Here is a 26,073-nt window from a genome sequence, read left to right on the forward strand (position 1 = left end):
CTGATCGAGCACGTCAGTTGGAGCAGCACATGACACCCGCAACACCCCCGGCCGGACCAGGATCCGCACCGGGAACGCCGATACCCGCGAAGCGCTGGACGTACGTCATCCCCGTGGCCGTGGTGATGTACATGCTGGCGTTCCTCGACCGCAGCAACGTCTCGGTGATCCTGCCCTACATGGACGGCGACCTGAGCCTGTCGGCCGCCGACGAGGGCATGGTCACCGGAATCTTCTTCCTGGGCTATGTCTTCCTCCAGATCCCCGGCGCGATCCTGGCGCAGCGCTGGAGCGCCCGTAAGACCGTGATGATCCTGATGATCGCGTGGGGCGTCGCGGCCATGGCCTGCGGGCTCGTGCAGACCAAGGAGCAGTTCTACGTCGCGCGGTTCGTCCTCGGTCTGTTCGAGGGCGGTGTGTGGCCGGCCGTGCTCATCCTGCTGGCGTCCTGGTTCCCGCTGCGCGAGCGTGCGCGTGCCAACGCCCTGTGGATGGCCTGCCTGCCGATCTCGTCCATCATCATGGCCCCGCTCTCCGGGCTGATGCTGGACCACACCGACTGGCGCTGGGTGCTCGTGCTCCAGGGCTTCCCGCCGCTGATCTGGGCGGTGGTGTGGTGGTTCGCGGTGGCGGACCACCCGTCGCAGGCACGCTGGATCTCGCGCACCGAGTCCGAGTACGTCGAGCGGTCGCTGGCGGCGGACGAGGCGGCCAAGCCGACGTCGGGCTCCGGCTCCTACATGGACGCCATCAAGCAGAGGTCCGTGCTCGTCCTGATCGCGATCTACTTCTTCTGGATCACCGGCTTCTACGGATTCACGCTGTGGCTGCCGTCCGTCATCAAGACGCTCACGCACGACGGTTCGTCGACGCAGGTGGGTCTCCTCAGCGCGATCCCGTTCACGGTGGCGCTGATCGTCATGGTCGCCAACGCGGCATGGTCGGACCGAACCGGGAAGCGGCGGCAGGCTGTCGCCGTGCCGCTCGTCGTCGCGATCGCCGCGCTGCTGCTCGGGCAGATCGTGCAGGGAGGCGTCCTGGGGATGGTTCTTCTCTGCGTCACCGCGGGTGCGCTCTACGCACCGTACGGGCCCTTCTGGGCGATCCCCGCGGGGGTGCTGCGGATCGAGGTGGTGGCCGTCGCCATGGGCCTCATCAACGCCCTTGGCAACCTGGGCGGTTACGTCGGTCCCTACCTGGTGGGATGGCTCACGGACAGCACGGGGACGAGCGTGACCGGCTTCGGCGTGCTCGCCGGATTCCTCGCCGTGGCCGTGGTGTTGGTGCTCACCGGGCTGCGTCCGTCCGCCGAGGCGGTCACGGCGGAGCCCGCCGCCGCGCCGGCTGCCGACGACGGGGCGGCCGACGAGTCGCGCATGGTGAAGTCCCATGCGGATGAAGGACGATGACCGGATGACCACTGCCCGCCCCCGCGCACCCCGCCGAGGCACCGCGCGCCGCCGCGACGACATCCTGCGGGAGGTGCTCGCGGGCAACGGCGAGATAACCGAACTCGCCGCCCGCTTCGGGATCTCCGTCTCCACGGTTCGCCGTGACCTCCAGCAGCTGGCCGGGGACGGGCACATCCACCGCACCTACGGAGGTGCCGTCGCGGGCGGCCATGCCGCCGAACGCACCCTGGACGAAAAGGAGTCGGGCAACCGCGCCCAGAAGGAGGCCATCGCGCGGGCCGCCGCCGAGCACGTCCACGACGGCGACGTGATCCTCATCGATGCGGGCACGACGACGGGGAGTCTGGCCCGTCTTCTGCAGTCGCGCAGTTCGCTCACCGTCATCACCAACTCCACCATCGCGCTGCGGCATCTCGCGGAGGCACAGGGGATCGAGCTGATCGTTCTCGGCGGACGGGTGCGCCGTCCGAACGGGGCGATCCTCGGCCCCGAGGGGGAGGAGACGCTGCGACGGCTCACGCCCGACGTGGTCTTCCTCGGTGCGGACGGACTGCACGCACGGGACGGTCTCTCCTGCCCCACTCTCGAACAGGCCCATTCGAAGGAGCTGATGGCCGAGCGCGGACGCGAGGTGCTCGTGCTGGCGGACTCCTCCAAGTTGGGCGACAGCCCCTTCCCGTATCACGCCCGCCACATCGGTCCCTGGACGCTCGTCACGGACGAGGGTGCAGCTCCCGAGCAGCTCATGGAGTTCACCGCGGGCGGGAAGTGCGAAGTGGTGACCGTGTAGAGGCGGCAGCGCACCGGCGGTCCATTCCCGCACGCCACAGTATTCACTCCAACGGCCGGGCGCTCGGGGTGAGTCGACGGCGCGGTCGGGGGCGCTTTCTCCGCAGGCCCTGTCACTGCTGATCAACTTCCCTCTACGGTCGGTCTGTTCGGGTCGGCCGAGGTGGACGGTGCGTGATGGGAGCGGTGCTCGCGGAGCAGGCGCTGGTGCGGATCTGCGATCTGGCGGGACGGGCGCGCGGGACCGGCTTCGTCGCCGACGGGAGCGGCACGGTGATCACCAGCCATGAGGCCGTGGACGGGCTCGGCCGCGTCGTCGTGCACGCGCGCGGTCAACGGAGCCATCTCGCCGAGTCCGAGGCGATCACCCGGCTTCCCGAATGGGACCTCGCCCTGATCCGTACGGAGGGCCTCGGCGTCGCTCCCCTTCTCATCGGTGCGGAAAGGCCGGCGGCGGGGAGCACGCGCGTACGCCTGTTCACGGGGGACGGCGGGAACGATGATGACGAGCGCCGTGACTGCGAGGGAACCGACGGGGACGATGCGGCCGACGACCTGGAGGGTGCCGGGGTCGTCGCGAAGCAGCAGGACTCGGGCTGGACCGAGGCGGAACTGGCCGGGCGCGCCACCACCGTCACGTACACCTCCACCGACCGCTTCCACGACCTGGAGGGGGCGCTGGAACTGACGCTGCCCGAGGCCGCGGCGGCCCGTCTCCGCCTGAACGCTCCGGCGTCCGGCTCGCCCGTCCTCGACACCGCGACCGGCGCCGTGCTGGCCGTGCTGGGCACCGCCTTGCAGGCGCCGGGCCGCGGACGCCATGCGGCGTTCGCCGTGCCGCTCCGCTCCGCCGGACTGTGGGAAGCGGAAGGGCAGTTGGGGGCGCTGATCTCCGACAACGGAGCGAGCGTTCCCGGATTCGGCCCGGACCTCAATCTCGCCGGTGCGCTGCGGATGAGCGCGGCGACCGTGCCGTCCGGACTGCGGGAGAGCGCCATGGCGGGGAGCGGCACGGCCTACGCGCCCCGGCGCATCGACCGTCCCGAAGTCGCCCGCGTCCTGCGTGAGTTCAGCACAAGCGGCGCGTCTGTGACGGCTCTGGTCGGGCGCGCGGGCTCAGGACGCACGACTGAACTCGCCGCGCTCGCAGCCGCGCGAGCCGGCGACGCGGCACCGGCACCCACGGTCTGGCTGCGTGGCGCGCACCTGCGCGAAGGCGACGGCAGCGTACGCGAGGCGCTGGGACGGGTGCTGGGCCCGGTGGCGGAACGGCACGGGACCGCCGTGGGCGGCGCCGCCGCCTCCAGTGCGGACGTCGTCGCACGGCTGGCGCGCGATGCGCGGCGGCCGCTGCTGGTGCTGCTGGACGGACCGGAGGAGATGCCCGCCGGCCTCGCAAGGGACCTGCGCCGCTGGGCGAAGGGCACGTCCAGCTGGCTCCGTGCCGCGGGCGCGAGGATGCTGATCGCCTGCGGGCCCGAACAGTGGGCGGAACTAGGGGAGTTGCTCCCCGGCGACCTGCTGTTCGAGGTCGGCGACAAGCCCGGCCGGGGCGATCCGCCCCCGTGCGTGCGGCTGGGTGACCTGTCCGCCCACCAGGCCGCGTTGGCGCGTGAGCTATACGGGCTGGGTCCTGGAGACCTCGCCGCCGCGGACGCCGGACATCCGCTGGCCATGCGCATGCTGGCGGAGATCCGCGCCGCTCAGGAGTCCGGGCCCGCTGATCAAGGTGACGGGGGCCTCGACGCGCGTGAGGGGCCGCGTCCCGAACCCCCGACCCGGGACGGCATCTTCTCCGCGTACCTCGCCCTCGTCGCCCTGCGCATCGCGCGCACGCTGGCCCCCGGGGGACCCCCTGGTGCGCTGCGGCGGCTGGCGGCCCGTACGGCAGGTGCGCTGCACGAGGCCGCGCGGCGCGGCCTCGGAACCGGCCAAGGCGCTCTGGGCCGGGGCGACTTCGAGGAGATCTTCCCCACCTCGGCCGGCTGGGCTGAGGCGGTGCTCAGGAACGGCGTCCTGCTAGCCGCGGGCGAGGAATTCCGGTTCGCCGACGAGGAGTTCGGCGACTGGCTGCAGGGCCGGCATCTGGATGTGGATGCCGCGCTGGAGACGCTCGTGCACCGGCGGCGGTCCGGTGACAGGGCACACGGAGCGGCGCTCGTTCCCAGGCACAGGATCGGCCGGGTGGTGCACGCTCTCGTGCTGTGCGACCGCGTCGAGGGCCCGGACGCCTTGGAGAGGCGGCTCCGGCCGCTGGCCGACGCGGTCTCCCGGGACGAGGAGGGCGAAGCCGTGTGGTGGGCCGGCCGTCTGCTGCGGGAGACGCTGCTCCGGGTGCCGGATGCCCGCCCGTACTACGGCCTTCTGCGGGGGCTCGCGGAGCACTTCGTCGCCGAAGGACGCGACGGTGCGGGCGTGTTCGGGCCGTCGTTCTGGAGGCGGCTCGTCCTGCCGACCGCTCAGCGGATCGGGTTGCTGCGCCTGCTTCTGCCGGCAGACGCGCCGCATTCGGCGACGGGGGAGAAGGGGGAGGTGCGGTACCTCCATGTCGTCGGCGAACTGCTGGCCGCGGAGCCGCATGCCGTACAGCCCCTACTGTGCGGCTGGTTCACCGACCGGCGGAGGCTCGCCGAACCCGCGGACGCCGACAGTCAAGGCCACGGCGAGCTGCCCCGGCCCACTGTCGCGTCGGCCGCGCAGGCCCTGCTGTACACACACCGTCGGCAGGCCACTGACATGACGCTCGACCTGCTGACAGATGCCTGCCATCCGCGCGCCGACGAACTCCTGGGCGAGCTCGCCCAGGAGGAACCCTCCGCGCTGTGCCGTGCCGTCGAACGCTGGGCCCACGACGACAGGACGTTGCGGCAGATCGCGGCCGCCGAGTACGGGCCGCTCATGGCGCGGCATGTGAGTTCGGCCGCCGACCGCGAGCATCTGCGGCGTGCCGCGCGGGCCCTGCTGCGCATCCCCGGCGGTTCCTCGCTGCACGGCCCGGCCGCACTGGCGATGCTGCTGCGCCTGCCCCACGGCACATCCGGGGCCGCTGCCACGGACGTCGGCTCCCCGGACGCATCCGCAGAGCGGCACCGCCACCTCGATGCCGCTGTCGGCCTCCTCGCCACAACCGGCTCGGCCGCACTGGCGGATGCGCTCGTCGCCGAGTTCGCCGACCGGCCCGCACCCGCGCTCGCCGCCTTCCGGGCACGCCTGTGCGAACAGCCCGGCGGCGGAGCGCACCACCTCGCCGAAGTGCTGGCCGCCGTACGCGTCGCGGATCTCGCCGTACCGACCGCGGAGGTGATGCGCCACTACGCCGAGATGCGCCCGGAGACCGCCGAGGAGGCACTGGCCGCGTTCGTGCGGGGCCGCCTCGCGCTCCGTCCGCAGGGCTGCGAGGGCATCCAGATGCTGATCGACGCGCTGCAGCGCACACCCTGCGCACCCCTCAGAGCCGGCCTGGCCCGCGCCCTCCGCAGCCTCGGAGGGCCGGTGACCGAGGAACTGCTGGGCGTTCTGCTGCTCGGGGAGCGCGACCCGGCCGTACTGGAGGCGGCGCTGGAGGGCGCGCCGCGCCGGACGCGGAACGGGACCGGGAACGAAAGGCATGTAACAGGAGAAAAAGCCGAGCGTGACCCGGAAGCAGAGCAACCGGCGCAGCCGCAGACGCCGAAGGCCGGGCCGGGCGCCGCCGGTGCGCCGGGTGACGGCCGGCCCCTGGCGGGCCCTCCTCAGGCGCGGGTCCCGTGCGTGAGCCGCTGAGCGCCATGGCACCCTTGGACCGGCGGAACCATCGGCATCGGCGAGGAGCAGGGACGTGCAACGCTGGCGTGGCTTGGAGGACATCCCGGAGGGCTGGGGGCGCAGCGTCGTCACCATCGGCTCGTACGACGGGGTGCACCGCGGGCACCAGCTGATCATCAACAGGACGGTGGCACGCGCCCGCGAACTGGGAGTGCCCGCCGTCGTCGTCACCTTCGACCCCCATCCGAGCGAGGTCGTGCGCCCAGGAAGCCACCCGCCGCTGCTCGCGCCGCACCCCAGGCGTGCCGAGATCATGGCGCGGCTCGGTGTGGACGCCGTACTCGTGCTGCCTTTCACCGCCGAGTTCTCGAAACTCACGCCGGCCGACTTCGTGGCGAAGGTGCTGGTCGACAAGTTGCACGCGGTCAGCGTGGTCGAGGGCCCGAACTTCCGCTTCGGCCACAAGGCCGCGGGTGACGTCACCTTCCTCACCGAACTGGGCCGGACCTACGACTACGAGGTCGTCGTCGTCGATCTCTACGAACGCGGCTCGGCCGGCGGCGGAGAGCCCTTCTCCTCCACGCTGGTGCGGCGCCTGGTCGCGGAAGGGGACGTGGACGGGGCCGCCGAGGTGCTGGGCAGGCCGCACCGCGTCGAGGGCGTGGTCGTGCGCGGCGCGCAGCGAGGCCGTCAATTGGGCTATCCCACGGCCAACGTCGAGACCGTCCCGCACACCGCGGTACCCGCCGACGGGGTTTATGCGGGATGGCTGAACGCCGACGGCGAGCGGATGCCCGCGGCGATCTCCGTAGGGACGAACCCGCAGTTCGACGGGACGGAGCGAACCGTCGAGGCGTACGCGATCGACCGCGTCGATCTGGACCTGTACGGCAAGCACGTCTCCGTCGACTTCCTGGAGTACATCCGCGGACAGGAGAAGTTCGACACCCTGGACGCCCTGATGGCGCGGATGGCGGACGACGTCGAGCGGTGCCGTGTGCTCGTGGCGCGGGCCGATGCCGACGGTGGTGCGGACGTGGCAGGTGCCGGAGAGGCCGGGACGGCCTGACGCCGTCGGGCGTCGCAGGACAAGTCGCAGACACACGAACGAGGCCGGTCCAGGGTGGTCCCCGGATCGGCCTCGTGATCGTCCTGCCGCGTTCCGCTAACCCTGAGGCGGCACCTGGCCGGGAGGCTGCTGCGGCCAGCCACCGCCCTGCTGCGGATACGGCTGCTGCCCCGGCTGTTGCTGCTGCGGGAAGGGCGGGTGCTGACCGTATCCCTGCTGCGGGGGCTGACCCTGCTGGCCGGGCAGCGGCGGCGGCATCTGCGCGGGCGGGTTGCTGCCGTTGCCGGACCACAGCCCCTGTTCCTGCTGCTGGCGCGCGAAGTCCTCGGCGATGAGGGCCGAGAGGTTGAAGTACGCCTCACGGGTCTTGGGGCGCATCATGTCCAGGTCCAACTCGGCGCCTGCGGAGAGGTGTTCGTCGAAGGGAATGGTCACCACGCCGCGGCAGCGCGTCTGGAAGTGCGCCACGATGTCCTCGACCTTGATCATCTTTCCGGTCTCGCGGACACCGGAGATCACGGTGATGCCCCGCTGTACCAGATCCCCGTAACCGTGCGCCGAGAGCCAGTCCAGCGTGGTGCTCGCGCTGCTCGCGCCGTCCACGGACGGGGTGGAGATGATGACCAACTGGTCGGCGAGGTCGAGCACTCCGCGCATCGCCGAGTACAGAAGACCCGTGCCCGAGTCGGTGAGGATGATCGGGTACTGCCTGCCGAGGATGTCGATGACGCGCCGGTAGTCCTCGTCGTTGAAGGTGGTGGACACGGCCGGGTCGACGTCGTTCGCCAGGATCTCCAGGCCCGACGCCGCCTGTGAGGTGAAGCGGCGGATGTCCATGTAGCTGTTGACGTACGGGATCGCCGTCACCAGGTCACGGATGGTCGCGCCCGTCTCACGCCGCACACGGCGGCCCAGGGTGCCCGCGTCAGGATTCGCGTCGATCGCGATGACCTTGTCCTGCCGCTCCGTCGCCAGCGTCGAGCCCAGCGCGGTCGTGGTCGTCGTCTTGCCCACACCGCCCTTGAGGCTGATGACGGCGATGCGGTAGCAGGACAGCACCGGCGTGCGGATCAGGCTCAGCTTGCGCTCCCGCTCGGCCTCCTCCTTCTTGCCGCCCAGGCGGAACTTGCTGCCGAGGGCAGGATTCTGGGAACGCGGCTTCTTACGGTTGTTGACCAGCCGGTCCGAGGAGAGCTCGACCGCAGCCGTGTAGCCGAGCGGATTGCCGCCCTGGCCCTGGCGCCGCGCGTCATCGGCCGGAGACTGCCCGGGTGCCATGGCACCGGGGTCACCGGTACCGGGCTGGGGGCCCTGCGGGGCGCCCGGCCCAGCAGGACCGGGCTGTTGCGGCGGCTGGTAGGCCTGGTACGGCGGCTGGTCGTGCTGTGCCGGCTGCCCGGACTGCCAGGGCGGGGGATAGCCGTAGCCCTGGGGCTGCTGTTGGCCGGGCTGTTGCTGTTGTCCGGGCTGGGGGTAGCCGTAACCGGGCTGCGGTGTCTGCGGGTTGGGCGCGGGCTGCTGATGCGGCTGCTGCGGGGGCTGTGCCTGCTGCGGCTGGGGCTGCCCGGGCGGGGGATAGCCGTAGCCCTGGGGCTGCTGTTGGCCGGGCTGTTGCTGTTGTCCGGGCTGGGGGTAGCCGTAACCGGGCTGCGGCGTCTGCGGGTTGGTCGCCGGCTGCTGCGGGGGCTGTGCCTGCTGCGGTTGCGGCTGTGCCGGCTGCGGGTAGCCGTAACCGGCCTGCGCTGCCTGCCCGGTGCTCGCCGCGGGCGGCATCTCGCCCGGCTGTTGCTGTTGTCCGGGCTGGGGGTAGCCGTAACCGGGCTGCGGTGTCTGTGGGTTGGGCGCGGGCTGCTGCTGTGAGGGCTGAGGCTGTGCCTGTCCTTGCTGCGGGTAGCCGTAACCGGACTGCTGCTGTGCCGCCTGCTGCTGCGGGTAGCCGTAACCGGACTGCTGCTGTGCCGCCTGCTGCTGCGGGTAGCCGTAGCCCCCTTGCTGCGGGAACTGCGCGGCTGTACCGGCCGCGGGTGTACCCGGAGCAGGAGTCTCCTGCGCGGGGGCCGAGGGAACCGGCGGCGGATTCCCGGCGACGGGAGACGTCTCGGACCCCGACGCCGCCGGCTGGAAGTCCGGCGGGAGCGGTGGCAGTTCGCCGGACTGTCCTGCTTGGACGCCGCTGCCCTGCGGCGTCCAGGGGGTGCCCTGCTGGGGGAGCGGCGTCGCCTCGGAGCCCGTGCTCTGCCCGGTCCTGGGGTCGGCGCCGGTGGTGCCGGCGGCAGTGTCGTCGGCGAGGGCGGGATCCGCCGGGTCCGACGTCTCCGGCTTCCCGGGGTCGTCCGCCGCGCCATCGTCCGTCCCGTGGCCGTCCGTCGCGGTGTCGCCGGTGGGAGAAGCCCCGGCATCGCTCTCGGCACGGTCCGCACCGGGGCCGTCGGACTCCGGCTGCGCCGCGTCGTCGGCCGCGTACGCCGCGTCGACAATTGCCGCGTCCTCATCGACGGACGAGGGCTCATCGTCCTGCGGACCGGTCGGCGCCGAGCCCTCGGAACCCTCGGTACCGGCGGAGGCGTCGGCGGTGGGTTCCGGAACGGAGGGGAAGGACGGGAACGACGGCGGGGACACGGCAGGTGCCTCCGCCGCTGCGGCACCCGTGTCATCCGCCCGCTCGGGCGTGGCGGTGCCGGCGCCGTCGCTCCAGTCGGACCGCTGCCCCGAGTCGCCCTGTGGCTGGCCGAACTCCCCGGTACGAGGCCCCTGTTCCTGCTGGCCCTGGCCCCCTTGCTGGCTCTGCGTGTCCCACTGCCGCAGCGACGGGAACACATGCGTGGCGTCGGCGGGTGCGGGGGAGGGGTGGTTCCCGGTGGATGTGCTCCGGGGGTCGGCGTAGGCGTCGCCGGCAGGCGGCGACTGCGAGAACTGCGGGGGCTGCGGAGGCATGTTCTGCGGCGGTTCCGGAGCGAACTGGCCCGGGCCGGGCGGCTGCTCGTGCGGCGGACCCGGCAGCGGATGAGGCGGACCCGGCACCTGGAACGGGGGCGGCGTCGTCGGACCGCTCGGATTGTCGCCCACACCAGGGGTGTTGGGAGCCGCGGCGCTGTCGGCGTCCTGCGTGTACCAGGCAGGGGGCGTGTAGTCGATGGTGAACTGCCCCGTCGACTCCGTGTCGTTCTCGGGCGCTGAATCCGCGTCGGCTCGATCGGTATCGGGCCCCGTCCTGCCCCAGCGGATCTCGTCCCGATCGCTGCTCACAATGCCTCCTGCTGTGTGGTCGCACACCCCGTTTGTTGCGCAGTGGCCCAGCCTAATCTCGACGGCTCAAGGCACGGCACTGTGGCCCCGTTCGCGCTCGGTGCCCCGGGCCACTTCTGTTCGACACGACTCGACTCAACCAGTCGAAGGTCTCGGTCCAGTCTCGGAGCGCGCCGCCCGGCGGTCAACTTTCCGCCGATTCACGGCCGCTGTCCGTCCTGTACCCAGGTGCGTTGTCCTGAGGCGGGACGGAGCGGATGACGAGTGTCAGGAGATCCGGGTCGAGTGAGCAGTTGCCGAACTGCTCCGAGCCGGCCAGTGTCCGGCGGGACTCGGGCAGGATCCGCCTGCCTCGTCCCGCCGGACACGGTCACATCGTTCGGCGTCAGTCCAGGCGCCGCGGGTTGCCGAGCAGCCCCGTCTCGGCGTCGGTCGGCTGGGTGAGCGAGTAGTACCTGTCCTTGCGCGTGCACCACAGCGTGACCCCGTCACCCAGCGTCGAGAGCGCCTCGGTCTCCTCACGGGGCAGCCGCATGGTCCGCGACAGGTGCGCCGCCTCGTCCGGCGACACCCGCTGGATGCCCACCAGGGACGAAGTCTGCAGCAGCCGCGGCGCGGCCGGGCTGAGGTAGGGGAGCAGCGTCACCACGGACTGCCACGGCGCCGCAGTCACGCGCCCGCGCGGCGGTTTCATGCCGCAGTCGCGGATGATGACGACGGGGCTGCTCACGGACGGACCGAGCGACGGCACATGCCCGACGTCGTACAGCGTCATGCACTGCTGCTCCGCACCCGCCGCCCGGACCAGGGCCGTCCACACATGGGCACGGCCCGTCTCCACCGCGACGCGCGCCCCCGTGCCCGCCGCGCGCAACGCGAGCACCTGGGCCGTCCACAGACCGCCGATCAGCAGCACGTCGTAGGCCGTGCGGCGGCTCAACCCGAGAACGGCGGGCTGCCGTTGGGCGTCGGTGCCGATGACGACACCGTCGTCGCCCAAGGGAACGCCTATCGCGGCGAGTTCCTCCACCGCGACCCTGTGACGCAGATGGCGCGGTCCGCGCAGCCCGAATCCGGGACGGCGCGGCCGTGCCGCCGCCGGCTGTGAACCGTCGTCATGGCCGAAGACCGGGATGACCCCGGTGTCGTTCGCGGTCGCCACGTGGCGCGGCTGCGCCGGTTCGCCGTCCTGTCCCAGGCCGCCCTGCGGCTGCTGGCGGCCCAGACCCGCACCGGGCATGCCGGTCTGCCTCGGCATCATCGGAGTGGACATCAGCTGGTGCCTCCGAGGGGCAGAGTGGCGAGCACGCCGGGCACTTGCTCCCGGTCCAGCGGGACGAGCCCCGTCTTCGCCCGGCTCGCCGTGCGCTGCAGTTCTCGCCGCGCGGTGGACAGGTCGTTCTCGCTACGGGTGACGATGCGCACGTGCCCCGCGATGGAGGCCGAGCGCCCGTCGCCCGGGCCGATCGTCATGCTGAACACGGAGGTGAACACCCGCAGCGAGGTGAGGATCGACGCGAGGTGCGCCGAACTCACGGCGTTCGGGCCCACCTGCGGCCAGCGGCTGATCCAGTACGTCGCGTGCCAGCGGTCGTCGCAGCGCCAGCCGCGCACCGACTCCTCCGTGCGCCGCTGCGCCGGGCGGCCGTCCTGCGAAGTAGCGGTGCTGGCACGGGGGTTGAGGCATGTTGAAGTAGCCAGCGCCTGGATGACCTCCGTCTCGTTGAGCACCGAGGCACTGAACCCCGCGCCCTCGAGGCGGCTGGCGAGCTGGTCCGCGGCGCGCACCAACGAACGCTGTGCGCCTCCGAGTCCGCCGCCGCGCGCCTCGATGGCCTCCGGCGTCAGTTCGGGCGTGAGTTTCAGCGCGACCCAGGTCATGCGGAGCGACGGGATGCCCGAAGCCTCCTGCAGCGTCCCGTACGAACGCGCCACCACCGACTGCTCCGGCAGATGCGGCGCCGGAGCGGGCTGGGTGTGCTGGACGATCTGCACGGACTCCAGCCGGATGTCGTCCGTCGTCAGCGCGTCGTGCAGAACATCGAGGGGCACGGGGCGCTCGACACGGCCGGTGCGACCGGGGCGCAGCGGAGCGTCCTTGCCCTCGACGGCGATCAGCGCCGTGAGGAACGTGCCGTCACCGACCATGCCGACCGCGCGGTCCTCGCGCGTGACATACGTGGACGTCTGCACGGCCTCGTCGCACTCGACGACCGGGGTGAGGCTGGGATCGGTGCCGGCCTGAACCGGGTACTTCGCCGCGCGTTTCCGCCGCCGCAGCGAACGCTTCAACTCGTACCACTCGGACAGCGGGTGCTGCCGTCGGCGCACCAGCGCGAACAGCGTCAGCAGCCCGGCCAGCACGGCGGCCGGCGCCAGGAGCCACTTCTGCGTTGCGAACGCGGCGACCAGCATCAGCCCTGCCGCGACTTCGATCAGCACCAGCTGCTGCAGCCGCACCGGACCGAAACTGCCGGGCTTGCTGCTCAGCCGGAGCGTGGCTGTCGTGGGTGCCGGAGAGGCGGCCGGAGCCTGTCGCCCCTCATTCCGCTGAGACGGGACGCGCCGGTCCCGGGACCGGCTGCGGGTGGCGCTCGTCATCCCCCGTGATTCCCCTTCGAGGTGTCATCTGCACGGCTGCTGACCACAGTCGCCGTTTCCGCGTGCGGTGCGTCACCGGACGCGGTCCGGGCCGGACAGGCGCATTCTGCGTCATGCCTTCGGTGATTCTGCCGTTCCGGCGCTTCGCCGTTCCGGCGTCTGCGGTCGCCCCCTGCTGTGCCGTCGTTACGCCGGCGCCCGTGCGCTACGGGGAGCCGGACCGGCCTGCACCGCGACGGATGCCAGGCCGGACGTCAGGATACTCATCGCCGACTGCGTCCCGCAGGCGGCCGACAGCAGCGGTGAGTGAGGGCATTGTGCGGATACCGCGACCCCTGTCCCCACCCGGGCGTTTGCGTATGCACGGTGGGGCGGCATAGTAGTGCCGCCGGGGGAGGCGGACTTGGGGGTCGGCACCGGACCTGGGCGGCGACGCGGAGCGCGTGGGCAGCCGCCCTGTGGCCACCGGGAGCACCAAGACACCACCCTCACCGGTTACTTCATCAGCACGGGAACGGAAGAGACGGGGACCGATGTCGACGCGGCGGGACGAGCTCAGCGCCCACACCTTCGCGCGTAAGCGCACGCTTGCAGCTTTTCTGCAGCCGGATTCGAGAGTGTCCGACGAGGAGGCCCCGCGTCCCGTGCGCGCGATGATGCCCAGCATCGTCGTGGCCGTGGTGCTGGTCGCCGGAAGCATCGCCTGGGGCGCGATCGCCCCCAGTGCGCCTCCCGGTTGGGACAAGCCCGGAGAGCACATCATCGTCGACAGCGATTCCACGACGCGGTACGTCGTTCTCGAGGAGAAGGCCAAGAGCGGCAAGAAGATCAAGCAGCTCCACCCGGTGCTGAACTTCGCGTCCGCCAGGCTCGTCCTGGACAAGGGCAAGGGCGAGGTCATAGAGGTCTCCGGCAAGGACATCGACGAGAGCCCCATCCCCCGCGGCGCCACCATCGGCATCCCGTACGCGCCCGACCGGCTGCCGACCAACGCCGACGCCGAATCGGCCAAGGAGTGGGCGGTCTGCGAGAAGCCCGGCCCCAACAGTCAAAGTGAGCCTCAGCAGGGCGTGTTCGTACTCGGCGGCCGTGACAAGAACACCCTCAAGGACAAGAACCGGCTGGGCCAGGGCGAGGGCTTGTACGTCGAGGACGCCGAGACGGGCGACCGCTATGTGGTCGACGGCACGGGTACGAAGATGCTGCTCTTCGCCTCGACGGAGGACCGCGGAGGCATGAGTCCTCAGAAGTACGAGGCGAACCGCAGCGTGCTGACCAAGCAGGTCCTGCGCGACCCGGGCGAGCCCCAGAAGGTCTCCGGCCAGTGGCTCAAGACCCTGAACTCGGGTGCCACCATCGACTACCCGACGCTGGATGAGAGCAAGGGCACTCCGGCGAGCTTCCCCGGTGCCGAGGGTCTCCCCGAGGAAGCCCGTTCGGTCGGGCAAGTGCTGAAGTCCAGTTCCGGGGGCGCGCCTTACTACTATGTCGTGCTGGGCAAGGGCGTGCAGCGTGTCAGTCCTCTGCTGGCGAGGATGTTCCTCGTGCAGCAGACCGGCAACAAGATCATCCCGGTCAGCACGGCGCAGGTGGCGGGGGCCGAGTCGTCGGACACGATGAAGACAGGTGGACGCGGTTGGCCCAAGGACGTCCTGAACCGGGTCAACCGCCCCGCCGAAGGCCTCGGTTCGACGTCGCGCGCAGTCTCCTGCAGCGTCTACACGGGGAAGATGGGCAACGGCGGGCCGAAGCTGGCCGCTTGGGCCGGTCCGGAGTTCCCCGCCAACATCGTCGGTGGTTCCGCCAGCGCCTACGTCAGCTCCGGATCGGGGCTGCTCTACAGCGAGTTCAGCGGCAGGGGCGGCGGTGGCGCCCAGTACCTCTTGACCGACTCGGGCCTGCGTTACGCCCTTCCCAAGGGCGGCGGGGACGAACAGCAGGCGGCAGGTGCGAGCGAGAAGAGCCCGACGGCGCGGCTCGGCTACGAGAAGGCCAAGATCGCCCCGGTCCCGCAGAGTTGGTCCTCGCTGCTGCCGAAGGGCCCGACCCTCGACACCCCGAGCGCCTCTCAGGAACAGGGTCTGTGACGATCGGACCGGTCGCACGTATCGCCCGGCGGATTCCCGGGTAGAACGTAACTCCTGCCCCGTGGGCGGGAGTTACGTCTTTTCGGGGGTTTCAGGGGGTCGACCGGGGGCAGGGTGATCTCGGTGCGCAAGGCACCGGCCGCAGTGCGATCACGGATTGGTCGCGGCGGTGTGTTGACCACGTGACGGTAATGGTATGCGAACAGCTGTGTCGGTGGGGCAGGGTAGTGTTCTCACGGTGTCAGCTGACGGCCCGTTCTGTACGTGGCATAAGGTGACCCACCAGCCCGATCCGGGCTGCTGAGACGTTCACAGGATTAGCATGGGGGAAGGTGCGCCATGGCAGGACAGTTTCGGGTAACAGAGGACGAGCTCCGCGCTCTGTCGTCGAAGATCAGCGAGATCAACAGCTCCGTCCAGGGTGAGGTCAAGCGCCTCGACGGCGTGATCAGCCAGATCGCCGGCGGCTGGCAGGGCCAGGCGGCCAGCGCTTACCACCGGCTGCAGCAGCAGTGGAACGAGGATGCGCGCAAGATGAACAACATCCTCAACGACATCAAGGAAGCGGTCGACTCCACCCGTCAGAACTACTCGGCGACGGAAGAGCAGCAGAACTCCGAGGTCAGCAAGATCATGTCGGACTTCGGCTGATCCAGGGCCACTTGCCCGATCGGCAGCCGTTCGTTCGCCCCTAAGAGTTCAGAGCTACTACTACCGAAGAATCGCTGAAGGAGGAGTCGTAAGTGTCCGGAATTCTCGTTAATTTCCAGACGGTGTCGCAGGCTTCGCAGGACGTGAGGTCCACGGCCGGCCGCATCAAGAGCCAGCTGGACGACCTCGAGGCCATGGTGAAGCGCGTGGCCAACACCTGGGAGGGTTCCGCCCAGGAGGGTTACCAGAACAAGCAGCGCCAGTGGGACCAGACGGCGGACCACCTGCACCAGGTCCTGCTCAAGATCTCGACCGCGCTGCAGAACTCGGCGGACAACTACCAGTCCACCGAGAAGAGCAACGCGAACGTCTGGGGCAACTGACCAACCGGCAGCGCCCGTACAAGGAGTGGGCCCGGCCCTAGCGGCCGGCCCGCTCCTGCCGTTGCGTCAAGGGCGTTCGACCGGGCCGGGGTAGGCACGTCGGCGCGGACCGGCGCCCCCGGGGGAGAATCACGATGTCCAAGGCTGTCACTGGATCCAACGCCGAATTCCTGACGTCAGGGGTCGACGAGCACGACGCGTATCGGCGCCTGAGTACCCGCTGTGCCCAGCGGGCTTTCGTCTTGCTCGCAGCGCTGAGTCTCAGCGCTGTCGGCTCCGCGGTGCCGGCCGCCGCTGCCCCCATGTCTCCCTCGCAGGGCGGCGGTTCGTCCTCGGAGCACATGCCGGGCAGGGCGGGCCAGGACCAGGGGCTGGACAGCAGCACCGAGTGCGAGTTCGGCGGCAAGAACATCAAGAGCACGCCGTGGTCGCTCCAGCGCGTACTCCTGGACGAGCTGTGGAGCAAGGCGACGGGCAAGGGCGTCACCGTCGCGGTGATCGACACGGGCGTCGACAAGGGCAATTCGCAGATTCGCGACGCACTCGCACCGGGAGGCAACGACTTCGTCGGCAAGTCCAAGGGCACGACGGACGTCAACGGCCACGGGACGCGCGTCGCCGGCATCATCGCCGCACAGCAGGCGCCCGGCACCGGTTTCTCCGGAATCGCGCGGAATGCGAAGATACTGCCGCTCCGCTACACGGGCAGCGAGGACCCGGAGAAGCAGGGCAACTCCGAGACGATGTCCAAGGCCATCCGCTACGCGGCGTCCGAGGGCGTCGACATCATCAACATCTCTTCCGACACGGTGGCGAAGAAGCCCAACGCCGGGCTCGAGGCGGCCATCAAGTCGGCCGTCGCGAAGGACATTCTGGTGGTGGCCGCGGCCGGCAATGACGGTGCGGACGGCAAGCTCGAGAACACCTACCCCGCCGCCTACGACGGCGTCCTCGCCGTCGGCGCCTCGGACCGGAACAACGAACGGGCGTTCTTCTCCCAGTCCGGAGACTTCGTCGACGTGGCGGCACCGGGCGTCGGCATGGTCTCCACCGTCCCCAAGGGCGGGCAGTGCCCCGCGGACGGAACCTCTTTCTCCGCACCGTACGTCGCCGGCGTGGCCGCGCTGATGTACGAGAAGTACCCGAACTGGAATGCCCAGCAGATCACTGCCCGTCTCCAGCAGACGGCCAACAGGCCCGGGGCCGGCCCCGACGCGCAGCTCGGCTGGGGCGTTGTCGACCCTGTCGCGGCCCTCTCGGGTGACGACCAGCCGCAGAACCGGCCGCGGCCCGACCAGGCTCAGCAGAGCGGGCACGTCACGCCGATGTCCCTCACCGTCGGCGAGAGCGACACCGAACGCACGCAGCGCATCTCGGTCTATGTCATGGCAGCAGGCACCGTACTGACAGTTCTCATCGGCGGCACTGCCATCGCAGCCCGCGACCACCGCCGCAAGCGCTCGACAGCGAACGGCGCGGCGGACACCACAACTTCAACGAGGCATTAGGCAGCAGGGGGAGAGGAGACGGGGCATGAGCAGCGGATACAAGGTCGATCTGAGCGCCCTGGACGAGGTCATCAAGAAGCTGAACCGCGTCGTGGACGACATGGGCGGCCCGCACACGTGCGCCAAGTACGAGACGCACCTCCCGCACGGTTGGCTGGGTAAGGACTTCAGCGAGGAACAGGGCTTCCTCGAGGCCCACTCCGACATGAAGAACAATATCGAGGGCTACATCAAGCAGTTGCAGAACTTGATCAATCAGTTCAGCTCCAACACCTCGCAGGTCCGTCGCAACTACGACGACCAGGAGCAGAAGACGAAGCACGGGGTTACCGCCGACTCAGGTGACCTCAAGTGATGGGTGCGGACCGGAACTCAACGGTGGGGAGTGGCAGCTGATGGGGTACCCGGCTTACCAAACACCTGAGCAGATCGAGGCTCAGCGGCAGGCGATCGAGCAGGCCAAGAAGGAATCGCACGACGAGGGCCTCGAAGGTCACGAGAGGGAGATCTCGGACTACAAGAAGGCCAACGCGCAGTTCCCGCTCAAGACGGACTTCACAAGCCATGACATCGATCAGCTGAAAGGCATGATCGAACACGCCAACCCCGATGGCGTGGACGGGATCGGCAAGAACTGGAAGCGAGTTCACGACAAACTGGTGGGTGAGGGGGGCGGTGGCTCTCCTTCTGGCGACAGTGCCTATGGCCAGCTGAAAAAGGCTGTCGACGGCGTCCTCGAGCACTGGGAGGGCGAGAGCGCCAACCAGTTCAAGGCCAAGGCTCAGAAGATTCTGACGCAGATCGCGAACAGCGCATCACACGCCCAGACCGTGCATCAGGTGATGACCCAGGCGGCGGATGATCTTCGTACGCAGCGGGATGCCATCCGCAAGATCGAGAAGCCCAGCTGGTTCGGCAAGGCATGGGACGCTGTCACCGACTCCGGGCGCGATGACAAGTACACGGAAGCCGACGTGAAGAGCGGCAACATCCCGAAGGACCTGATCGCCCAGGCGAACGAGGGCTACATCGGCGCTGAGAAAGAAGAACAGCTCAAGGCCGTCGCCATCATGGAGGACCTGGGGCACAGCTACGTCGGCTATTCGCAGCGGATCAAGACTCCGGTCGATCCTCCGGACCAGGGTGTGCCGCCTTCCAACCCTGAGACCCCGATGCCCATGCCCATTCCAGCCCCGTCCGGTTCCGCGTCCACTCCTTCTGCGGGCGGTAGGGCGAAGAGCTCGACAGGGGTGGCGAGTACCAGCAAGGTGCCGGAGACAACCGGACCTCGCGACCCGGGTATCTCCGGTGGTCAGCAAGTACCCGCCAGCCAGACGAAGGTGGACAGCGTGCCGTCCGGATTCTCTGGCGGAGGGACGAGCGGTGTCACCGGCGGCGGTGCGGTCTCCGGGGCCGGCGGAGGCGGCGGCATCGGAGGTGCTGGTAGCACCGGCGCCATCGCGGGTGGAGCTGGCGGCCTGGTGGCAGGCGGAGCGGGCGCCGCAGGCGCTGCGCGTGGCGCTGCCGGACGCGCAGGTGTCGGTGGCGCTGGAGGACGCGCGGGCATCGGTGGCGCAGGTGCCATGGGCGGTCGAGGTGGCGGCGCAGCCGCAGGCGGTGCTCGGGGTGCCGCTGGAGCTGCCGGTCGCGGTGCTCTGGCCAGGGCGAAGGGCGGTGTAGCCGGCGCTCCCAAGGGGATCAGTGGAGGCAGGCCGGCGACCCCCGGTGGAACTGGTCTCGGGAAGGGCCGAGGTGGCGCGGCAGGCGCGTCTGGACGTGGCGCCGGTGGCATGCTCGCCGGAGGCGCCCGAGGCTCGAACCAGCGGCCTGGTGACAAGGAACGGGATCAGGGAAACCGTCCCGATTATCTCGTCGAGGACGAAGAGACCTGGACGCCGGAGGATAGCCGGAGCGTCCCCAAGACGATCGAGTAGGAACGGTGGCAGGTAGCCACTGAAGATCACAGATGGCCCTCGCGGAAACTCCTTCGCGAGGGCCATCGTCGAGAGTACGAAGAGGAGCAGGAGTTGAGCCTCCGACGTGTGCTGCATCTGGTGGGCACCGGAGCGTTGACGGGAGCCCTGCTCCTCGGATCCGCTCCCGTGGCTTCGGCAGACGACATTCGCGAACGACAGTGGGCACTGAATGCCTTTGCGGCCGAAGATATTTGGGAACACGCTACGGGGAACGGCGTAACCGTAGCTGTTGTGGATACGGGCGTGGACAAGGGACACCCGGATCTGAGGAACGCTCTTGTTCCTGGCAAAGACTATACGAATGAAAAGTCTGACACCGTTGACGGCGGTCGGCACGGTACGGCCATGGCCAGTTTGATTGCTGCACGTGGCCACGGGGCGGGTGGAAAGTCGGGCATGAAGGGGTTGGCGCCCGGTGCCAAGATCATGCCGATCACAGTTCCGACTGCGTCCACTTACGGCAAGGGCATTCGGTATGCCGTCGATCACGGTGCGGATGTAGTCAATCTTTCGTATGCGGGGCCTGAGGACCAAGGCGATCGTGAGGCAGTTCAATACGCAATCTCGAAAGACGTGGTCGTCGTAGCGGGTACAGGGAACTCCCCGGGTAAGCACAAGAATTATCCGGCAGCCTATCCAGGCGTTGTATCCGTTGGTGGTCTCGGACGTGACGGCACTCTCTGGGAGGGCTCGTCGTGGGGCTCGAACACGACCCTTGTGGCGCCGGCCGAGGACAACATCTCCGCGAATCGGCGACATGAGTCCGGATACGGCATCAGCAGCGGCACCTCCGACGCCACTGCCTATGTGTCCGCCGCTGCGGCCCTGGTACGTGAGAAGCACCGCGACCTCACCGCCGGCCAGGCGATCAATCGACTGATCAAGTCGGCGAAGCCGCTGACTGATGCCAAGGGGAACGCGCCGAAGTTGCCGGACGAGAAGTTCGGTTACGGCGTGGTGCGGCCCTTCCGTGCGGTGACGTCTGACTATGCGGCCGGTCCGAAGGCTGGTCCGCTGGCGCAGGAAGAGAAGTCATCAGACTCCGCCGCGGGTAACACCAGTTCCGATTCCGGGTCGTCTTCGTCAGGCGATTCCGCGGGGTGGATGTATGTGCTGGGTCCGCCGATCGTTCTGTTCGGGCTGATCCTCGTCGTTCTGATTGGTGTCGCGGTCGTCATCGTCGTCCTGGTGAAGAGGAAGGACAGCCGGGACCGCGTAAGTGACCCGTGGGGCTCCGACAACGGTCCGACCGTGCCGGGGCAGCAATACCCCGGCCAACAACCTCACGCGCCGGCGGGGCAGTTCGGAGGGCCTCCGTACTCACCGCCAACGCCGCCGAACCAGCCGCCACGGCAATGAGCTGATCCACCCCGAGTAGGTGAAGGTCCCGGTCGCACTCTCCAACATTGAGAATCGAGCGGGACTTTGCCCACTTTCCGGGCGCCGGCCACCGTCGCAGATGGCCAGCGGGGGCTTCTTGGCGCTGATCATCGCCCTCGGGGCGTGCGACCCACCCGCCCGGAAGTCGTTCACACGGGACCCGCGCGGCGGCAGCCGCGGGATCGCCGCGATCCCCTCGGTTGTGGCGCGCTCGGAGTCGGCACGCCACAACCGACTCAGCTCAAAGCCCCCTGACCACGTGCGTGGCGTCGGCGAGAGAGGCTCCGGGCACCTGGCGCCGCAACTCCTTGATGGCCCGGACCTCACCGTCCCGGTCCCGCATCGTCCGCAGAGCATCGCTGTCGACATGCTTGCGCAGGTCGTCCAGCGACTGGAACCGCTGCCGACCACGGCTGCGTCGCTTGCGCGTGGCCATGTCGACAACTGCGGCCAGGAACACGCAGATGCCGGCAACCGTGAAGGTCGCCGAAGCCGGGTCGCTCGTCTCGGTGAGCACAAGGCCGAGCCAGATACCGACGGCCACGACCAGGATGGCCGCGAACCACATGAGCATGAGCCTGTTGCGGGAAAGCGGCTTGTGGGGCTTGTCTGCTGCGTCGTCGCGCGGCTGGTCGTTCACTCGGAGTCCTTTGTCTTTCCGGCTGTTCGGGGCTGGTTGCGAGACCGCCCTGCCATGGGCGCGGTGCGGTCTACCCATCATGCCGTGCGGGGCTGTGGAGTTGTTGTGGAGCTTCCGGACCAGTTCCGATCAGAAACATCCAGGCGCCGGGATCCAGCGGGTGTGTCTGTAGCTCTCTCGTACTGCACTGATCTGCCGTGTGCTTCAACTCGTCGTCCACGTATGCCGGGTTGGAGCCGGGGATGCCTGCGCACGGTGGAAGGTATTCGCTGGTGAGATCCTTCCAGAGGGGCTGCGAACTCGTATAATCAGCCGTCGCTACGAGGCGTGGTGTGTCTGTGCGGGGCTGTCCTTCTGCGCACCTTGCCTCGTACTCCGTTGCCACGCTGTTCAGGAGAGGCATTTCATGGGGGATCACTTCAAGACGGATACGGACCAACTGGACCGGTTCGCCAAGACGTTGGACAGCAGCGTCAAGGAGCTGGATGAGGCCCGTACAGCGCTGTCCCACGTCAGGGGCGATCAGATCGGGACGGCACGGCTCGACGAAGCGTGCGACGGCTTCCAGGAGAAGTGGAAGTACGGCTCCGAGCAGCTGGGCGAATTGATCAAAGGCATCAAGGAAGGCGTGGACAAGAACGCCAAGAGCTACAAGGAGATGGAAGACAACCTGGAGAAGGCCCTCAAGCAGATGGCGGACCAGGGAACTTCCGGCGGGGGTAACTGATGGCTGACAATCCGTATCCGCACTTGGGCTGGAACCCCGTACCGGGCATTCCGGCGGAAGTTCACTCCCTCAAGACCAAGGTGGACAAGGCGGCGAAGGCGCTGCGCAGCTCGCACCAGCAGATCGAGCGGATCCTGGGTGAGAGCAGCCACTGGGAGGGTGATGCGGCCAACGCCTTTCGTGACGAACTCGACGGCGACCTGCCGACGTACATGAAGAACGCCGCGCAGTCCCTGGAGAAGGCCGCCGCCCAGCTCACGAAGTGGGACGGCGACCTGACTTCCCATCGTGAGCTCGCCAAGAAGTACGACGACGAGGCGAAAGAGAAGAAGGCGGCGATCGGTACCGCCAAGGAGCGACAGGACACGGCGAACAAGGACCCGGATCTCAAGCTGGGTGGCAAGGAGTTCCCGAGCCAGGCCGAAGCGGACGCGGCCACGGCGCGGCTGCGGGCAGCCGAGGGCCGTCTGAACGAGGCATCCGGTGCTCTGGAGAAGGCCAACAAGGCGTTCGACGACGTGATCGCCAAGGCCAAGGAGCTCGAGAAGGAACACGAGAGCGACGCCAACAAGGTCGCTGACAGCCTGGACGAGGCGGACGACAAGCTCGCGCCGAAGGAGCCGGGCTGGCTCAGTAAGACCCTCAGCGCCATCGGTGACGGACTGAAGGCCGCCGGCGAGTTCCTCCTCGACCACGCGGGCACCATCGGAGCCATCGCGGGCCTGCTCGCGCTTTTCCCGACGCCGCTCGCGCCGGTGTTCGCGGGCATCGCCGTCGTGGCCAGTGCCGCCTCCATGGCCAAGAATCTCTCCAGCGAGGACTTCAGGGCATCGCTGACAGGCAAGTACGGCGGCATGGAAGCGTTCAGCGCCTGGGCCTCCCTGGGGGGCGACGCGCTCGGGATGGTGCCGGGCGCCGGCGCACTGGGCAAGGCCGGAGGCGAGGTCAGCATGCTGGCAGGCGCCGCCCGGGAGGGTGGCGAGGCCATGTCTGCCGGGTCCAAGGTCGCCGCCTTCGGGCGGGAGACGGTCTCGGCCTTCAACTTCAAGGCGCTCGACGTGGCCACAGATCCCAATACGGGGCTTGTGCAGTACGGAATCAACGGTGCCAACGTCCTGGCCAACACCTCCTCCTCTCTCGAGGAAGCGGGGGTGCTGCCGGACACAGGACCGGCCCACAACGGAGCGGAGTTCACCAAGGCGGGTGCCGCTGCGTACGGTCTGCCGGGTGCGGCCGGAGACATCGCCGACGGCATGGGTGATCTCGTGGCAGGGCTCAGGCTGTGAGTACCGCTCAGGAGACGTCCGCAGCGAAGCCGGCGCCCGCGTTCTGGTACGACATCCCGCACGGCTATCTGCAGCTCGAGATCCGTCCGGACCGCGAGACTCTCGACGAGATGGCGCGCCAGGTCCTTGCTCTGCCGGAGGACGTACGGGACCGCGCCGATCAGGTGTTCCGTCTGTACGCCATCGTCATGTGGGAGATGCAGAAGCAGCGCGTGCAGGGTTGTGCCATCGGCATGCACCCGGACGATCGCGGCGGTGCGGCGATGTCCGTCCTGACGGTGTCCAGCGTGGAGATGCAGGGGGTCAATCCGAAGGCAGTGCTCGCCACTCTGATGTCCTCCGGGGCCGGAGAGACGCCCGACAAGGGAATCCTGCCTGTCGAACTGCCCTCGGGGCCGGGCTTCCTCACCGAGTCCGTGGAACGCAGCCTTGTGCCTGGAGCAGTCGGTGAGGCAGGTGAGGGACCGGCGGACGCTCCTGTCTGGCGGGGCATGGTTGCCATCCCGGACACTCGCAACTCGGCAGTCATCGCCGTCCAGTTGGTCACGCCGTCGATGGAACTCGCCGACGACTATCGCAACGTGCTGCTCGGTGTCGCGAGTACGGTGACCTTCACCGATCCGCACCTGGCTGACGGTGCCGCAGGCACCGGGGAGCCCGAGCCGGGAACGGCGGCACATGCGGTGAGGAGCGACTTCGGGTGACGGACGGCGCCGTACGCCCGGCGAAGCTACGCGGCCCTTCGCCGCTTCGCCGGGTGGCCTTCTGGACGGTGGCGTTCGCCGTCTTCTACGGGCTCTCGCTCTGCGTGCTGAGCGACTCCCTGTTCCTCCTCGCCATTCCGGGTCTGATCGGCCTTGCCGCCCTGGGCAGTACGGGCGCGCTTCTGGCGCTGTACTCGCCGCTGCGCGCTGACGTCCCGTACGCCACGGACGGTACGAACCCCCAGGGAGTGGTGGAGCATCACCGTTCGGTGCTCCGGAAGCGATTCGGGATCCTGGTGCTCGTGTGCGTCGCCGCGGCGGCGACGGTGCCGGTCACGAAGTCGGACTACGTCATCCCGCTTGCACCGCTTTCCATCCTGGCGCTCTTCGTGGGGACGCGATTCTGGTTCGAGCAGCTTCGGTCCGTCCGGCTGGCCTCCCAGGCGCTCGATGTGTACGGCTTCGAATTCCGGGCTCCCGTGGAGAAGCTGAATCTGAGGTCGTCCGGGAAGCGTTCGTTGCGCCTGGGCGGTGGTTCGGGCGGGGAGTCCCCGAAGATGTCCGCGCACCAGCCGCTGGGCCAGATGTGGCCAAGGGACATCGCCGACGGGGTGTGGTTCGCCGGCGATGACATCTTCGGGGGAGTTGTGCTGGTCCCCGGCTCAGGGGAGCTCATGGTCGCGCAGCCTCTGAACTGGGACGAGTTCGCCGCCGAGAGGAACCGGGCGGGCGCAGAACGTCTGGAGAGGGCGAACCGGGCGGGGTTCGACCAGCGTCGCGTCTAGCCGTTCCCAGGTATCAGGAGAGGAAGTCAGCACGTGGAATCCGACCCTCAACTTCCCCTGACAAAGGTGGCGTTCGACGATCCCGGGACACGGAAGGTGTGGACGGCGACACGTCGCCGGGTGAGGCTCAAGCTGTGGCTGTGGAGCGCGCTGCTCGTCGCCGCCCTGGCGCTGAGCGGCGTGCTCGCGGAAGTGCGATGGGGTGACGGCAACGCTCGGGGCGACAACAGCGTGGGCGGCGCCATCGGCGGAGTGGCCCTTCTGGCCTACCCGTTCGCGCTGTACGCCTGCTGCGGTGCACTGTCCCGTCTGCGCAAGGCCCGCAGCATTCTGGAGGCGTACCCCTGGCGGTCGCTCCCGGCGGTGCGCAAACTGTCCGGAACGAAGGAAGCCACGGGCGTTCCGGTGCAGTTCCGGCTCCCCGACGGCGAGGAACCCGGTGGCAGCGAGAGCACGTACGTGGACGACGACGGCTCGGTCTGGTCGCAGAGCATGTCCGCCCGCAACCCGCTCCGCTGGAACCGCTGGGACACGGCCATGGAGAAGGGCGCCTGGTTCGCGGGGGACGTGGAACGTGGAGGAGTGCTCGCGCTTCCCGGCGGCCGCTGCTTGATGACCCTGCAGCGCCGCTGGCAGGTCCTCACCATGGAGAAGCGGACGGCCAAGGCCGAACACGAGAGCATCCTGGCGGCTGCGCCGAGGAGTGGCTGAGCCCGGGGATCCCGGGCCGCAGGCGTCGGCCCGCGGCGCCGCCCCGCACTCGCCCTAAACCCCGCCGTTCTCCGGCGTCGGCTCCAGGTCGAACTCCCCGTCCCGCGCCCCGAGTACAAACGCACGCCACTCCGCCGCGGTGTAACGCAGCACCGTGTCGGGGTCCTTGGAGTTACGCATCGCCACCGCGCCGCCGGGGAGGTGCGCGATCTCGACCCTTTCCTCCTCCGGGCCGCCCGGTGCGGACTCCCAGACGGCATCGGAGATGTCCATCGCGTACAGCTCGTCCTTCTCCTGCTGCGTCCCCATAGGCGCATGCTCCCTTCCTCGCACCGCAGCGTGATTGTCGGTCGATCTCGCCGCGAGCCCCCACT

21 protein-coding genes are annotated in these 26,073 nt (G+C 69.2%); 16 read left to right on the forward strand and 5 right to left on the reverse strand.

Translation table 11 applies throughout. The features are described 5' to 3' along the window. Positions 1 to 29 precede the first annotated feature (29 nt). The 4 genes from I004_RS33290 (at position 30) to I004_RS0110640 (ending at position 7,014) form a co-directional block, all read left to right on the forward strand. Positions 30 to 1,409 (forward strand): MFS transporter, encoded by a 1,380-nt coding sequence (locus tag I004_RS33290; RefSeq protein ID WP_051344902.1) that lies wholly within the window; start codon positions 30 to 32, stop codon positions 1,407 to 1,409. A 4-nt stretch (positions 1,410 to 1,413) separates the two neighbouring features. Continuing rightward, a complete protein-coding gene (locus I004_RS33295) occupies positions 1,414 to 2,202 on the forward strand; it encodes a DeoR/GlpR family DNA-binding transcription regulator (protein ID WP_037975660.1) in 789 nt (262 codons plus the stop codon). A 176-nt stretch (positions 2,203 to 2,378) separates the two neighbouring features. After that, positions 2,379 to 5,963, forward strand: a complete 3,585-nt coding sequence (locus I004_RS33300) for a trypsin-like peptidase domain-containing protein (RefSeq protein WP_051344903.1) — start codon at positions 2,379 to 2,381, stop codon at positions 5,961 to 5,963. A gap of 55 nt (positions 5,964 to 6,018) precedes the next feature. After that, a complete protein-coding gene (locus tag I004_RS0110640; protein ID WP_028435477.1) occupies positions 6,019 to 7,014 on the forward strand; it encodes a bifunctional riboflavin kinase/FAD synthetase in 996 nt (331 codons plus the stop codon). Positions 7,015 to 7,110: 96 nt separating this feature from the next. Here I004_RS0110640 and I004_RS40235 read toward each other — a convergent pair whose 3' ends face one another. The 3 genes from I004_RS40235 to eccE all read right to left on the reverse strand — a co-directional run bounded on the left by I004_RS40235 (position 7,111) and on the right by eccE (position 12,720). After that, a complete protein-coding gene (locus I004_RS40235; protein WP_037975662.1) occupies positions 7,111 to 10,260 on the reverse strand; it encodes an SCO5717 family growth-regulating ATPase in 3,150 nt (1,049 codons plus the stop codon). Between the two features lie 385 nt (positions 10,261 to 10,645). Continuing rightward, positions 10,646 to 11,500, reverse strand: a complete 855-nt coding sequence (locus I004_RS0110650; protein WP_486579892.1) for a hypothetical protein — start codon at positions 11,498 to 11,500, stop codon at positions 10,646 to 10,648. Between the two features lie 32 nt (positions 11,501 to 11,532). Continuing rightward, complete coding sequence (gene eccE / locus I004_RS0110655) at positions 11,533 to 12,720, reverse strand: type VII secretion protein EccE (protein WP_028435479.1); 1,188 nt, start codon at positions 12,718 to 12,720, stop codon at positions 11,533 to 11,535. A gap of 674 nt (positions 12,721 to 13,394) precedes the next feature. On the opposite strand from eccE, the gene eccB reads away from it, so the two are divergent. From eccB to I004_RS38105, 7 genes are all read left to right on the forward strand, one after another. Continuing rightward, positions 13,395 to 14,948, forward strand: a complete 1,554-nt coding sequence (gene eccB / locus I004_RS0110660) for a type VII secretion protein EccB (RefSeq protein ID WP_028435480.1) — start codon at positions 13,395 to 13,397, stop codon at positions 14,946 to 14,948. 339 nt (positions 14,949 to 15,287) lie between these two features. Continuing rightward, positions 15,288 to 15,599: a WXG100 family type VII secretion target gene (locus I004_RS0110665; protein WP_028435481.1), complete on the forward strand. Its 312-nt coding sequence runs from the start codon at positions 15,288 to 15,290 to the stop codon at positions 15,597 to 15,599. Positions 15,600 to 15,691: 92 nt separating this feature from the next. After that, positions 15,692 to 15,982, forward strand: coding sequence for a WXG100 family type VII secretion target (locus I004_RS0110670; RefSeq protein ID WP_028435482.1), 291 nt, complete (start codon positions 15,692 to 15,694; stop codon positions 15,980 to 15,982). Positions 15,983 to 16,116: 134 nt separating this feature from the next. Continuing rightward, complete coding sequence (gene mycP, locus I004_RS33310; RefSeq protein ID WP_078510989.1) at positions 16,117 to 17,490, forward strand: type VII secretion-associated serine protease mycosin; 1,374 nt, start codon at positions 16,117 to 16,119, stop codon at positions 17,488 to 17,490. Between the two features lie 25 nt (positions 17,491 to 17,515). Next, positions 17,516 to 17,845 carry a hypothetical protein gene (locus I004_RS0110680; RefSeq protein ID WP_028435483.1) on the forward strand — a complete coding sequence of 110 codons (330 nt, stop codon included), beginning with the start codon at positions 17,516 to 17,518 and terminating at the stop codon, positions 17,843 to 17,845. Positions 17,846 to 17,885: 40 nt separating this feature from the next. Then, positions 17,886 to 19,424 (forward strand): hypothetical protein, encoded by a 1,539-nt coding sequence (locus I004_RS33315; RefSeq protein WP_037975664.1) that lies wholly within the window; start codon positions 17,886 to 17,888, stop codon positions 19,422 to 19,424. Positions 19,425 to 19,532: 108 nt separating this feature from the next. Then, positions 19,533 to 20,825, forward strand: coding sequence for a S8 family serine peptidase (locus I004_RS38105; RefSeq protein WP_158677023.1), 1,293 nt, complete (start codon positions 19,533 to 19,535; stop codon positions 20,823 to 20,825). Positions 20,826 to 21,087: 262 nt separating this feature from the next. Here the strand turns inward: I004_RS38105 and I004_RS0110695 are convergent, their stop codons facing one another. Further along, positions 21,088 to 21,486 carry a hypothetical protein gene (locus I004_RS0110695; RefSeq protein WP_028435484.1) on the reverse strand — a complete coding sequence of 133 codons (399 nt, stop codon included), beginning with the start codon at positions 21,484 to 21,486 and terminating at the stop codon, positions 21,088 to 21,090. Between the two features lie 406 nt (positions 21,487 to 21,892). Between I004_RS0110695 and I004_RS0110700 the strand changes: the two genes are divergently transcribed. The 5 genes from I004_RS0110700 to I004_RS0110720 are packed head-to-tail and all read left to right on the forward strand — an operon-like array spanning position 21,893 to position 25,699. Beyond that, positions 21,893 to 22,213 (forward strand): hypothetical protein, encoded by a 321-nt coding sequence (locus tag I004_RS0110700; protein WP_028435485.1) that lies wholly within the window; start codon positions 21,893 to 21,895, stop codon positions 22,211 to 22,213. Beyond that, positions 22,213 to 23,499, forward strand: coding sequence for a putative T7SS-secreted protein (locus tag I004_RS0110705; RefSeq protein WP_028435486.1), 1,287 nt, complete (start codon positions 22,213 to 22,215; stop codon positions 23,497 to 23,499). The genes I004_RS0110700 and I004_RS0110705 overlap by 1 nt, the downstream gene beginning before the upstream one ends. Further along, positions 23,496 to 24,203, forward strand: a complete 708-nt coding sequence (locus I004_RS0110710; protein ID WP_028435487.1) for a hypothetical protein — start codon at positions 23,496 to 23,498, stop codon at positions 24,201 to 24,203. The genes I004_RS0110705 and I004_RS0110710 overlap by 4 nt, the downstream gene beginning before the upstream one ends. Further along, positions 24,200 to 24,988, forward strand: coding sequence for a hypothetical protein (locus tag I004_RS0110715; RefSeq protein ID WP_028435488.1), 789 nt, complete (start codon positions 24,200 to 24,202; stop codon positions 24,986 to 24,988). The genes I004_RS0110710 and I004_RS0110715 overlap by 4 nt, the downstream gene beginning before the upstream one ends. 33 nt (positions 24,989 to 25,021) lie before the next feature. Continuing rightward, positions 25,022 to 25,699 (forward strand): hypothetical protein, encoded by a 678-nt coding sequence (locus I004_RS0110720; RefSeq protein ID WP_028435489.1) that lies wholly within the window; start codon positions 25,022 to 25,024, stop codon positions 25,697 to 25,699. A gap of 54 nt (positions 25,700 to 25,753) precedes the next feature. On the opposite strand, the gene I004_RS0110725 is transcribed toward I004_RS0110720, so the two are convergent. Then, positions 25,754 to 26,008, reverse strand: coding sequence for a DUF397 domain-containing protein (locus I004_RS0110725; protein WP_028435490.1), 255 nt, complete (start codon positions 26,006 to 26,008; stop codon positions 25,754 to 25,756). Positions 26,009 to 26,073: the final 65 nt, after the last annotated feature.

The organism is Streptomyces sp. TAA486 (genome assembly GCF_000426165.1).